This window comes from Streptomyces tubercidicus, assembly GCF_027497495.1.
Lineage (GTDB): Bacteria > Actinomycetota > Actinomycetes > Streptomycetales > Streptomycetaceae > Streptomyces > Streptomyces tubercidicus.
Genome location: NZ_CP114205.1, coordinates 7,454,464 through 7,466,490, shown reverse-complemented (window position 1 = coordinate 7,466,490; position 12,027 = coordinate 7,454,464). Strand labels below are relative to the sequence as shown.

Genomic DNA, 12,027 nt, shown 5'->3' with positions numbered 1-12,027 from the left:
CCTCAACTGCAACGTTCTCGTTCGGACAGGTGGTGGCCGGTGCCCCGGGCCCGGATGGAGTCCGGGCGGACCGGGGCAGCCGGCCCGGCATGTCGGCAAGGAGGGGGCGCCGACCTGCCGTTGTCACCGTTCAAAGCCGGCTGTGCCGCTCAGTGGCACAGAAGGGGCTCAGAGACCGGAGACCAGGCCCGTGGCGGTGCCGACGACGCCCGTGGTGTCGGTGCCGGCGACACCGTCGACCAGGCCGGTGGCGGTGCCCACGGCGCCCGAGACCGGGGCAATGCTGTCAGCGGCGCCGAGCACGCCACCCACGAGGCCACCGGACACGTTGTCCAGGTCGCTGTCGGAGATTTCCTGCGTCTGAACCTGGGGGGTGGAGTTCATGATGATTCCCTTCGGATGAATATCTCGAAAAAGCTGCGACCGAACCGTCCGGTGGAGTGGCCCGGCCGCGGCAGCGGCAGTCGGGGTTCCCGATATCGGGAACCGGGGGGTGACTCCCGCAGTGCGAAGGATCAAAGCACGCAGGTGCGTTGCACTGCGAATCGGACAGCCGCAGATCCGGGCGTCATCACCCCCTCGAAATACCTGACGTGCACGCCCGTCCATGACTTGGTGGCAGCTTCTTCACATCTCCTCCGGTTTCTTTTCCGGAACCCCGGCAAGCACCCGATCGGCGAACTGGACATTCCCTCACCAAACCGCTTTGCCGCAGGTCAGCGTGGGGATGCGACCCGGTGGGGCGTGTACCGACTGCACATTCGGTGTGCAGATTCCTTGAAGGCCGCCAATTTTTACGGCACCTCGGCGCGATACGGACAGACAACTCCGACACACACTTCCGACAGAGCCCGGCCGAATGCGACAAGGGCATTAAGTGCGCCCGATTCGCCCGGAGTTCATCAGCGATATCTGCGGTGCGGAACATATGGAATGGACTCATCGGCGCTATCCGTATGCCATTTCTGCGGAAACGGATCAGGAACGGATCGAGTGAGCGGACAACGGACATAACCGCATAACGGAGCACCTTCGGATGCGTCGGTAATGGGCGATTGGCACCACCGCGCCGGTCGCACCACCGCACCGGCCGTACCGGCTGCCGCGGCCGCCCCGGTGCCCCACCCGGTGGCAGCCGCCCACCAGGTGAGGCACCGTGAGATGGACGCTGCGGGGCGGGCGCCCCGGGAAGGAGCCGTACGTGGAGCCCGTGGAGGCGCTGGAGCGGATCGCCTTTCTGCTGGAGCGGCAGGGAGCGGTGACCTACCGCGTCCAGGCGTTCCGTACGGCCGCGACGGTGATCGGCGCACTCCCCGCCGACGAACTGCGCTCCCGTGCCGGAAGCGGCTCGCTGGCGCGCCTCAAAGGGCTCGGCCCCAAAACCACCCGGGTGATCGAGGAGGCTCTGGCGGGCGCGCGGCCCGCGTATCTGACACACCTTGAGGAGGAGGCGGGCGGCCCGCTCGTCGAGGGCGACCAGGGGCAGCGGATGCGTCAGGCGCTGCGCGGCGACTGCCATCTGCACTCGGACTGGTCGGACGGCGGCAGTCCGGTCGAGGCGATGGCACGGGCCGCCCGCGACCTCGGACACAGCTGGTGTGTGCTGACCGACCACTCCCCCCGGCTCACCGTCGCCCGTGGACTGACCGCCGAGCGGCTGCGGCAGCAGTTGTCGCTGGTGGCGGAGGTGAACGAGCGGCTGGCACCGTTCCGGCTGCTGACCGGGATCGAGTGCGACATCCTCGACGACGGCTCACTCGACCAGGAGCCGGAGCTGCTGGAGCAGCTCGATGTGGTGGTCGCCTCGGTGCACTCCAAACTGCGGATGGACAAGGCGCCGATGACCCGGCGGCTGCTGGCCGCGGTCCGTAATCCGCTGGTGGATGTGCTCGGCCACTGCACCGGGCGGCAGATCACCGGCAAACGGCGCCCGGAGTCGCAGTTCGACGCCGACGAGGTGTTCGCGGCCTGCGCCGAGCACCACACCGCGGTGGAGATCAACTGCCGCCCCGACCGCCTCGACCCCCCACGCCGACTGCTCCGCCAGGCGCTGGAGACCGGCACCCTCTTCTCCATCGACAGCGACGCCCACGCACCCGGCCAACTGGACTGGCAGATCTACGGCTGCGCCCGCGCCGAGGAGTGCGGCGTACCACCGGAGCGGGTCATCAACACCTGGACGGAGCGCCAGTTGGCCACCTGGACGCGGACGGGCCGGACCCCGCACGGCTGAGCGCGGGCGGGGCCGGTCGGGGCCGGTAGGGGCCGGTAGGGGTTCGTAATTCCCGCCCTCCCGCCGGACGCCGCGCACCGCCCCGGCGGCAGAGGGACCGCGCGAGGCGGAACCCACACGTCGTCAGGCGGGGTGAGGTGCGGGGGCCGGGGCGTCCGGTGCGGGGGCAGGGGTGAGGCGCAGCGCCACGACGTAGGCGACAACCACGGCGACGATCACGAGCGGCATCACCGTCAGACCGCTCTTCCCCAGCAGCAGCGTGGCCAGCAGCACCGACGTCATCGGCAGCCGGAGCATCGCCACACACATCGCGCCGACGCCCATCGCGAAGCCCGCGGTGAGCGACAGACCGGGCAGGTGGGACAGCGCCACACCGCCCGCCGCGCCCAGGAACAGCGCCGGGAAGATCGGGCCGCCCCGGAAGGCGCTCAGCGAGGCGCAGTACGCCAGGCCCTTGCACAGGAGGAGGAGCAGCAGCGCACCCACCGTGTAACCGGCGCTGTCCCGGAACAGCGAACCCAGCGCCGACTGGCCCGAATAGAGCATCTCGGAGGCGGGCTTGCCGGTGGACGCGGCGAACGCCACCGCCAGTGCGCCCACCACGAGACCCATCACCATCGTGGCCGGTACCCGGTGCCGGGCGACATGCCCCTTGAGGAACCGCGCGAGGCGCCCTACCCCGGTCGCGGCGAACCCGGCGGCCAGCCCGATGACCAGGGCCCAGCCGAACTCCGCGATCGTGGGCGCGGAGGCCGCGGGGATGTCGTGCAGCGTGAGCGAGTACGTACCGAGCCCGGTCCAGTCCCCCAGCCCGGTGAAGATCAGCGCCCCCAGGCCGGACGCCAACAGGCCAGGCACCAGGACGATTCCCAGCATCGGACCGCCCAGCCCCGACACCTCCATCAGCAGGAAAGCCCCCAGCAGCGGGGAGCCGAGCAGCGCGCTGATCGCCGCGAAGCTGCCGGCCGCGCCCACCGTGGCGACCGTCTGAGCCGGCGCGCCACGGTCCACCAGCCGTACGGCGCCCGCGGCCAGACCGCCGCCGAGCGCGATCAGCGGCGCCTCGGGGCCGACCACCGCGCCGAAGCTGAGGGAGGCCAGGGCGGCAAGGACGACACCGGGGAGCGCGGAGAGCGGGGGCGCACCGTGGAGCGCCAGCCCGTCGGCCGGCTCATGGCCCCCGCCGCCGGGCAGATAACGGACGGTCAGCCCGACGAGGAGACCGGCCACCAGCAGCATCGGGACCGGCCACCAGAGGGGCGTCCCGGCGAAGCCCAGCGCCCGCGGCAGGTCCTGGTAGATGAGCGGTTCCAGCTCGTGGACCAGCGCGAGAAAGCCGAACGCGACGGCGCAGACCGGGAAGCCGATGGCCGCCGCCACCAGCAGCAGCTTCAGATAGCCGCGGGTGCGCACCAGCGCGTAGGGGTCCTGGGGCACGGTGGTCGGCGCTTCGCCCACCGGGCCGGCCGGGCCGACCGACATGCGCCTCGCCTCCTCGGAACCGGGGCTGCCCCGGAGCCCGACCGGGCCGCCGCCGTGATGAGCCTGCCATGGCGGGGCGGGGCGGGCACTTCGGAAGCGGCCGGGCGGGGCACCGTCGCTGTGATGCTCACAGCGGTTGCCGCCGTCTCCGCGACGCCCTCACCCCTGCGACGCCGCCGCCTCCCGAAGGGCGGCAAGCACCGGGCGGAACAGCGGGTGCTCCTCCGCGCCACGGCGTACCGCGGCGAAGACCCGGCGGGTGGGAGCCACCTCGTCGACGGGGCGGACCACCACCCCCGTGAGGTCCATATCGCGCAGCGCCGAGCGGGGGACGAGCGCCACGCCCGCCGCGGCCGAGGCGAGTGCGACCACGGCGCGGAAGTCGTCGGACGTATGCTCCAGACGCGGCTGGAAACCGGCGTATTCGCAGGCCAGGACCACCACGTCATGGCAGGGATTGCCGGGGTAGGGGCCGATCCAGGGGTCGCCGGCGAGCTCGGCCAGGGCCACCTGGGGCGTCTCGGCGAGGCGGTGACCGGGCGGCAGCACCGCGTCGAACGGCTCGGCGTAGAGCGGGACCCGGGTCAGCCGTGGGTCGTCGGCGCCCGGGGCGCCCCGGTATTCGACGGCCACCGCCACATCGACCTGCCGGTCGAGGACCATCAGCAGACTGGCGTCGCCCTCGGCGTCCTGGACACGGACCCGGATGCCGGGGGCCGTACGGGCCAGCGCGGTGAGGGCGGGCGCGACGACCAGGCCGATGCCGGTGGCGAAGGCGGCGACGGTCACCGTGCCCGCCTCTCCCGAACCGTAGGCGGCGAGCTCGGACTCGGCGCGCTCCAGCTGTGCCAGGACGGCGTTGGCGTGGGTGAGCAGGATGTCGCCCGCGGCGGTCAGCCGTACGCCGCGGGCGCTGCGCTCCACCAGTCGGTGGCCGGTCTCCTGTTCCAGGGCGGCCAGCTGCTGGGAGACCGCCGAGGGCGTGAGATAGAGCGCGGCGGCCGCGGCGGTGACCGTGCGGTGGTCGGCCACCGCACGGAGGATGTGCAGCCGTCGTGCTTCGATCATGCTCCCAGTCTCGCAGGACCGGAGAGCGGGCGGTGTCAGCCCGCGAGCGCGGCCCTGGCTGCGACGAAGGCGTCGACCGCGCGGTTGACGTCCTCGGTGGAGTGGGCGGCGGACAGCTGGACGCGGATCCGCGCCTGGCCCTGCGGCACCACGGGGTAGGAGAAGCCGATGACGTAGACGCCGCGCTCCAGGAGCAGCTCCGCCATCCGGGCCGCCTCGGCCGCGTCACCGATCATGACGGGGGCGATGGCGTGGTCGCCGGGGAGGATGTCGAAGCCCTCCTCGGTCATCCGCGAGCGGAACAGCGCGGTGTTGGCGTTGAGCCGCTCGCGCAGGTCACCGGCCGACTCCAGCAGGTCGAGCACCTTCAGCGAGGCGGCCGCGATCACCGGGGCGAGCGAGTTGGAGAAGAGGTACGGGCGCGAGCGCTGGCGCAGCAGGGCGACGATCTCGGCGCGGGCCGCGACATAGCCGCCGGAGGCACCGCCGAGGGCCTTGCCGAGGGTGCCGGTGATGATGTCGACCCGGTCCATCACGCCGTGCAGCTCGGGGGTGCCGCGGCCGCCGGGGCCGACGAAGCCGACCGCGTGCGAGTCGTCGACCATCACCATGGCGCCGTACTGGTCGGCCAGGTCACAGATCTCGCGCAGCGGCGCCACATAGCCGTCCATCGAGAAGACGCCGTCGGTGACGATCAGCGTACGGCCGGTGCCGCCCGCGGTCGCCTCCTTCAACTGGGCTTCCAGATCGGCCAGATCGCGGTTGGCGTAGCGGTAGCGGCGGGCCTTGCACAGCCGGATGCCGTCGATGATGGAGGCGTGGTTGAGGGCGTCGGAGATCACCGCGTCGTCCGGGCCGAGCAGGGTCTCGAAGACACCGCCGTTGGCGTCGAAGCAGGAGGAGTAGAGGATGGTGTCCTCCTGGCCCAGGAAGCCGGAGATCCGCTGCTCCAGCTCCTTGTGGACCTCCTGGGTGCCGCAGATGAAGCGGACCGAGGCGAGGCCGTAGCCCCAGCGGTCGAGCGCTTCGTGGGCGGCCGCGATGACCTCGGGGTGGTCGGCGAGGCCGAGGTAGTTGTTGGCGCAGAAGTTGAGGACCTCACCGGGGTTGCCGCCGGCGGTGACCGCGACCGTCGCGGACTGCGGGGTGCCGATGACGCGCTCGGGCTTGTGCAGCCCGGCGGCGCGGATCTCTTCGAGGGTGCCGCGCAGTTCGGTGCGGACGGAATCGAGCATGGGGGCGCTCCTTAGGGGTGCGGTAGGCGGGTGATGAGGCTGTCGTGCCGGGGAGGCGAACCGAGCCGGAAAATCAAACACTCCAGTCGAGGATGATCTTGCCGCTGCGGCCGCTGGCCGCGTCGTCGAAGGCGGCGTCGAAGTCCTGGTAGGAGTAGCGGCCGGTGATCACGGGCGAGAGGTCGAGACCGCCTTCGAGCAGCACGGACATCGCGTACCAGGTTTCGAACATCTCCCGGCCGTAGATGCCCTTGACCGTGATCATGGAGGTGACGATCCGGGACCAGTCGACGGCGAACTCCTCGGCCGGCAGGCCGAGCATCGCGATCCGGCCACCATGCGTCATGTTGGTGATCATGTCGCGCATCGCCTCGGGCCGCCCGGACATCTCCAGCCCGATGTCGAAGCCCTCGCGCAGTCCCAGGTCACGCTGGCCGTCGGCGATCGTGGCGTCGGCGACGTTGAGGGCGAGGCTGACGCCGACCTTGCGGGCCAGCGCGAGGCGCTCCTCGCTGACGTCCGTGATCATGACATTGCGGGCTCCGGCGTGCCGGGCGACGGCCGCGGCCATGATGCCGATCGGGCCCGCGCCGGTGATCAGCACGTCCTCGCCGACCAGCGGGAACGACAGCGCGGTGTGCACGGCGTTGCCGAACGGGTCGAAGACGGCGGCGATATCGAGGTCCACCGGGACGCGGTGCACCCAGACGTTGGTGGCGGGCAGCGCGACGTACTCCGCGAAGGCACCGTCCCGGCCGACGCCGAGGCCGACCGTGGCGCGGCACAGATGGCGGCGGCCGGCCAGACAGTTGCGGCACTTGCCGCAGACCAGATGCCCCTCACCGCTGACCAGATCGCCGGCCTTGACCTCGGCCACATCGCGGCCGGTCTCCACCACCTCGCCGACGAATTCATGGCCGATCGTCAGCGGGGCGGTCACGGCCTGCTGGGCCCAGCCGTCCCAGGCCCGGATGTGCAGATCCGTGCCACAGATGCCGGTGCGCAGCACCTTGATCAGCACATCCCCGGGGCCGATGGCCGGTTCCGGCACATCCATGAGCCAGAGACCCGGTTCCGTCTTCGCCTTGACCAGTGCCTTCACCGCAGCGGCTCCCGTACGTACGTGATCTGCCGGGGGCCCGCACCGGACGCCCGATCTTCCTCAGGAAATCTTCCTTACGTCGGCCGTGCGGTCCATCGAGGATTTCTTAAGCGCGGTCACAGCTGCCCTTTACGCCCCACCAGCACCGGGCTCCGGCGGGCGCGGGAGTGTAAACGTTCGCCCCCGCAAGCGTCGGAATTCATCACAGCTTGAGTGGGCGTGAGACCGGGGTGTGCGGCGCTACGTAGGACTGGGTGTGCACCACCACACGGGTGCTGACGCGACGCACCGCGGTCGCCCGTGTGCCTCGTTCCTGTGCGTCCCTGGAGGTCAGTGAATTGAGCCACCGACATGTGAACAAGCGGACCGGCGCCATCGCGGGCGCCGCTGCGGTCGCCATCGCGGGCGCCGCGATCGTGCTCCCCCACGCCAACGCGAGCACGGACCAGCCGGCGGCCCTGAAGACGCTCAGCGCCCACTCGGCCACGCAGCTGGCGACATCCCTGAAGGCGGACCTCAAGGACAACGGCGCGGGCTGGTACCTGGACGGCTCCAAGGGCCACCTGGTCATGAACGTCCTGTCCGAGGACGACGCCGCGAACGTCCGGGCCAAGGGCGCCGTGGCCAGGGTCGTGCAGAACAGCATGACCGCGCTGAAGTCCGGTACCAAGACCCTGCGCGAGTCCGCCGCGGTGCCGGGCACCGCCTGGTCGATCGACCCGAAGACCAACAAGATCGTGGTGACCGCCGACAGAACGGTCACCGGTGCAAAGATGGCCACCCTCACCAAGGCCACGAACGGCATGGGCGAGGGCATGGTGACCGTCAAGCGGTCGCAGGGTGAGTTCAAGCGGTTCGACGGCGGGGGCGCGGGAGGCGCGGCCGGCAGCGCCGCGGGCGGTGCGGGAGATGCGGCGGGCGGTGCCGGTGATGCCGCGGGTGGCGCAGGAGACGCGGCGGGCGGCGCAGGAGATGCCGCAGGGGGTGCGGGGGACGCCGCGGGTGGCGCAGGAGACGCGGCAGGTGGCGCCGGAGATGCCGCGGGCGGCGCAGGAGACGGCGGTGGTGGTGCCGGAGGCGGTGGGCAGGCCGCCGGGCCGGTCGGCGGCAGTGCCATCTTCGGCGGCAACGCCCGCTGCTCACTGGGCTTCAATGTCACGGTCAAGGGCGCACCGGCGTTCCTGACGGCCGGTCACTGCGGCAACGACTCCAAGACCTGGACGGCGGACCAGGGCGGCGGCCAGCCGCTGGGCACGGTCGCCGATTCCAAGTTCCCGAAGACCGACTTCGCACTGGTCAAGTACGACGACACCGCCGCGAAGCCGCAGAGCGCGGTCGACCTGGGCGATGGCAGCACCCAGGAGATCACCAAGGCCGCGGAGGCCGCCGTCGGCATGAAGGTGCAGCGCTCGGGCAGCACCACCGGCCTCCACGACGGCACCGTCACCGGCCTGGACGCGACGGTGAACTACGGCAACGGCGATATCGTCAACGGCCTCATACAGACGGATGTCTGCGCGGAGCCCGGCGACAGCGGCGGCGCGATGTTCTCCGAGGACTCGGCCGTCGGACTGACCTCCGGCGGCAGCGGCGACTGCACCGCGGGCGGCGAGACCTTCTTCCAGCCGGTCACCGACGCACTCAAGGCCACGGGTGCGGAGATCGGCGCCGGTGGCGGCGACAACGGCGCGGGCGGCGGTGACAACGGCGCGGCCGGCGGCAACGGCGCGGCCGGCGGCAACGGCGCGGCGGGCGGCGCCGCTGCCGGAGCCGGCGGCGCCGGAGCGGGAAACGCCGGTGCCGGCAACGCGGGGGCCGACAGCGCCGGAGCCGGCGACGCCGGTGCGGGAGCGGGGGACCCGGGTGCGGGCGCCGAGGACCCCGGTACGGGAGCGCAAGACCCGGGGGCGGGTGCCCAGGACCCCGGCGCGGCCGGCGGTGACGCGCTGAACTGACGGACGGCCAGCAGCTGCGCGACCGGCCCCGCTCCCCTCCACGACGAAGGGGAGCGGGGCCGGTGAGCGATGTACGGGGCCCGGAGTGTGGCGGAACCATAGCGACCGCCTGCGGGGCGGTGTCAGAATACCGGCCCTACTCCGACCCTTTTCTCAGGGGCGTCATGGCGTCGAACGAACTCGATTCCAATATCCCCGTCTTCCGCGGAGCCGGGCATCTGCTGCGTCTGATAGCCGACTTGGTGCGCAGGCCACGGCGCCGGGAGTGTCCCGAGCCGGTGCGGCACCGCGGAGTGGCTCAGGGGCGTGAAGGTCTGCCGGTGCTCTGTCTGGTGAGCGGGGACGACCACTCCCAACTCGCCAAGGGCATCAGCTACTTCCTCAGCCACGCCGATCCCCGGCGGGTACCGCACTGTCTGCACGACCTGCAAACCGGCTCACCGCCGCCGGACTCCGTCGAGGCGGTCCGCCACACGCTGGAGCGGCTGGCGCAGGGCTTCGCCCGCAGTGTGCACGGCAGCGACGGACGGGTCCGCTTCCGCCGCTTCGGCCTGGTCAACTGGCTGACACAGGCGGGGGCGGCCGGCGGCGCCCCGTACCCGGGCGGCCTGGAGGGCAATGACCACACCCTGCTGCAAGGACTGCGCGAGCGGGAGTTCCGGCGCCGTCGGCTGTTCGGCCTGCTGCGTTCCCCGGAGACCGAGCTGGCGGTGGACGGCAGTGTGCCCTGGTGGGTGTGGCTGTTCGCGGTCCATGTCTTTCCGCTCGCCTGGTTCCGGATCCGCCGCGGGCTGGGCCGGGAGTACCGCTGGCTGCTCAACCAGCCCTACCTCGCCCCTCGCGACCCGGGCACCTTCATCGGGTTCGCCGAGCGGCTGACCGCGCCCCACCACCAGGTCGAAGACCCGGAACAGTTACGCAAGTTGATGGTCAACGCCTTCCTGGAGGATCTGCGGGTCGCGTTCCGCCGCCGCATCTGGCGGCCTCGTACGGCCCGGCGCACCGCGTACTGTGTGGCGCTGCTCGACGGGGCGAACGCCGGCAACTGCGGCTATCCGCTGCTGCAGACCATCATCGACGTCCGCAACGAGACCGGCGCCTTCGACCCGCTGCTGGTCATCAGCTGCGGCGCCGAGCCGCCCGCCGACGGCACCGGAATCCGTGCGGACTGGGGCCACAGTTCCCTGTGGGAGCTGGCCGACCGGCTCTACGGCGGCTGGCGCGACACCTTTCTGCACCAGGGCCGGGCCCGTAACCGCGCGCCCTGGTATCTGCCGGTCACCATCCCGCCGCTGCTGCCGCCGTCCCATGAGAGCCATGAGCTGACGCGGCGGCTGGAGGTCGCCCAGGACGCCCGGCTGCGGATTCCCGAACCGCCCTTGTGGGCGCGCCGGATGGTGTCGGTGGTGGCGGCGTGCGGTGTCGTCGTCGCGCTGCTGGGGGCGGGCGGGCTGGTGCTGAGCCGGGAGAGCAACTACCGGCAGGCGCACTGTGGTCTGGACCGTTTCGAGGACGACGCGGACACCCTGCGCACCGCGGAGACCGGCGAGTGCATCGGGGTGGCGCGGAACGGCTTCACCTTCCACTCCCCCGATCCGCTGCTCAACAAGACCCTCCGGACCATCTACGCGCAGAACGCCCGCGCCGAGGAGGCCCATCGCGCGGCGCCGGAGCGCCCGTTCGTCACCCTCGTCCATCTGTCGGCGCTGCTCAGCGTCTCGGGGAAGTCCACCGGGCAGCTCGCCTACGGGCGCGAGGCGCTGCAGGGCGCGGCGAGCGCACAGTCCCGGCAGCTGCGCAGCACCGGTGCCGCGGAGCCGATTCTGCGCCTCTTCCCTGCCAACGCCGGGTCGGGTATGCGCTTCGGCACGCGGGTGGTGGAGATCCTGGAGGGCCTGAAGCAGCAGGATCCGTCCCTCGTCGGGGTCACCGGACTCGACCAGAGCCGGGAGGCCACCAACCGGACGATCCGGAAGCTGACCGCGGCGGGGCTGCCGATGGTGGCCACCACGCTGTCCGCGGACTCGCTCGTGCGGCAGTCCCCCATGTACTTCCAGGTGTCGCCGCAGAACACCCGGGAGGCGGAGGTCGCCGCGGCGTACGCCGATCATGTGGTGGGGCACGACGGGAAGAAGCCGGCCCGGCAGGTCCGGATCATCGGCTCCGCCGACCCCAGCGACACCTACAGCAGGACGCTCAGCGACGACGTCGCCCAGCGCTTCCGTGCCCGCGGGTTCACGGTCGAGAAGACCTCCTTCACCCCGCCCCCGCCGCCGGGCGCCGACCCCTCGTCGGACGCCCCCGGTCCCGGCACGGTCGGCCGGCGGAGCTGTTCCTACCCGGGCGTGGTGTTCTTCGCGGGGCGCTCGGAGGACTTCGAGTCGGTGCTCGGCGGCATCAACGAGTCCTGTAATTCGGATCCGCCGACGCTCCTGGGCGGCGACGATGTGGCCCGGCTGGCCGCCGACGCGGAACGCCGCCAGCAGTACCCCGGGATCCCGTACGACTTCCTGGACTTCACGTTGGGCTCGGCGCGCTGCGATGACACCAGCGAGCTGTACACGGAGCTGGGCCGGCTGTTCCCGGAGGAGTGCGACCGGGTCGCGAGCTCCTCGCTGGACGGCCATGCGGCGCTCGGCTTCGACGCCGTCAAGCTGTACATCAACGCGGTCAAGCAACTGCGTGAGGACGCCGCGCAGATGCCGTTGACGCCGCCCGCCGTCTGGCATGCGATCAGCGGGGTCCACGGGGACGAGGCGCTCGACGGGGAGAGCGGGATCATCAGCTTCGGTGGTGAGGTGGACCGCCAGGTCCCGTTGGACAAGCTGCTGTCCGTGCAGCACATCGACGGTGCGGGCCGGCCCGCCCAGGCGGGCTTCTGCGGCCGGGTCGGCGGGCAGAAACAGTCGTCGTGGTGTCCGCCGCTGGAGGCGGAGAAGGGCCGGTGACGGA

The 12,027-nt window shown here is 71.6% G+C and carries 8 protein-coding genes; 3 read left to right on the top strand and 5 right to left on the bottom strand.

What is annotated here, in order from left to right; genetic code table 11:
* Positions 1-168: 168 nt before the first annotated feature.
* Positions 169-384 carry a type A2 lantipeptide gene (locus STRTU_RS32720; protein ID WP_159748698.1) on the bottom strand — a complete coding sequence of 72 codons (216 nt, stop codon included), beginning with the start codon at positions 382-384 and terminating at the stop codon, positions 169-171.
* An 817-nt stretch (positions 385-1,201) separates the two neighbouring features.
* On the opposite strand from STRTU_RS32720, the gene STRTU_RS32715 reads away from it, so the two are divergent.
* A complete protein-coding gene (locus STRTU_RS32715; RefSeq protein ID WP_159748697.1) occupies positions 1,202-2,233 on the top strand; it encodes a PHP domain-containing protein in 1,032 nt (343 codons plus the stop codon).
* 123 nt (positions 2,234-2,356) lie between these two features.
* Here the strand turns inward: STRTU_RS32715 and STRTU_RS32710 are convergent, their stop codons facing one another.
* The 4 genes from STRTU_RS32710 to tdh form a co-directional block, all read right to left on the bottom strand.
* A complete protein-coding gene (locus STRTU_RS32710) occupies positions 2,357-3,715 on the bottom strand; it encodes a chloride channel protein (RefSeq protein WP_159748696.1) in 1,359 nt (452 codons plus the stop codon).
* A gap of 159 nt (positions 3,716-3,874) precedes the next feature.
* Entirely contained in the window at positions 3,875-4,783 is a 909-nt protein-coding gene (locus tag STRTU_RS32705; RefSeq protein WP_159748695.1) for a LysR family transcriptional regulator, read from the bottom strand.
* Between the two features lie 35 nt (positions 4,784-4,818).
* Positions 4,819-6,018, bottom strand: coding sequence for a glycine C-acetyltransferase (locus tag STRTU_RS32700; protein WP_159748694.1), 1,200 nt, complete (start codon positions 6,016-6,018; stop codon positions 4,819-4,821).
* 73 nt (positions 6,019-6,091) lie between these two features.
* Complete coding sequence (gene tdh, locus STRTU_RS32695; protein ID WP_159748693.1) at positions 6,092-7,120, bottom strand: L-threonine 3-dehydrogenase; 1,029 nt, start codon at positions 7,118-7,120, stop codon at positions 6,092-6,094.
* Between the two features lie 353 nt (positions 7,121-7,473).
* On the opposite strand from tdh, the gene STRTU_RS32690 reads away from it, so the two are divergent.
* A complete protein-coding gene (locus tag STRTU_RS32690) occupies positions 7,474-9,075 on the top strand; it encodes a S1 family peptidase (RefSeq protein WP_159748692.1) in 1,602 nt (533 codons plus the stop codon).
* A gap of 164 nt (positions 9,076-9,239) precedes the next feature.
* The gene (locus STRTU_RS32685; protein ID WP_159748691.1) at positions 9,240-12,023 is read left to right on the top strand and encodes a type 1 periplasmic-binding domain-containing protein; all 2,784 of its coding nucleotides are present in this window, start codon (positions 9,240-9,242) and stop codon (positions 12,021-12,023) included.
* Positions 12,024-12,027: the final 4 nt, after the last annotated feature.

What these genes read in the sequence shown, in the direction of transcription:
- STRTU_RS32720 (WP_159748698.1), bottom strand. Translation starts at nt 384, where the DNA reads ATGAACTCCACCCCCCAGGTTCAGACGCAGGAAATCTCCGACAGCGAC.
- STRTU_RS32710 (WP_159748696.1), bottom strand. Translation starts at nt 3,715, where the DNA reads ATGTCGGTCGGCCCGGCCGGCCCGGTGGGCGAAGCGCCGACCACCGTG.
- STRTU_RS32705 (WP_159748695.1), bottom strand. Translation starts at nt 4,783, where the DNA reads ATGATCGAAGCACGACGGCTGCACATCCTCCGTGCGGTGGCCGACCAC.
- STRTU_RS32700 (WP_159748694.1), bottom strand. Translation starts at nt 6,018, where the DNA reads ATGCTCGATTCCGTCCGCACCGAACTGCGCGGCACCCTCGAAGAGATC.
- STRTU_RS32685 (WP_159748691.1), top strand. Translation starts at nt 9,240, where the DNA reads ATGGCGTCGAACGAACTCGATTCCAATATCCCCGTCTTCCGCGGAGCC.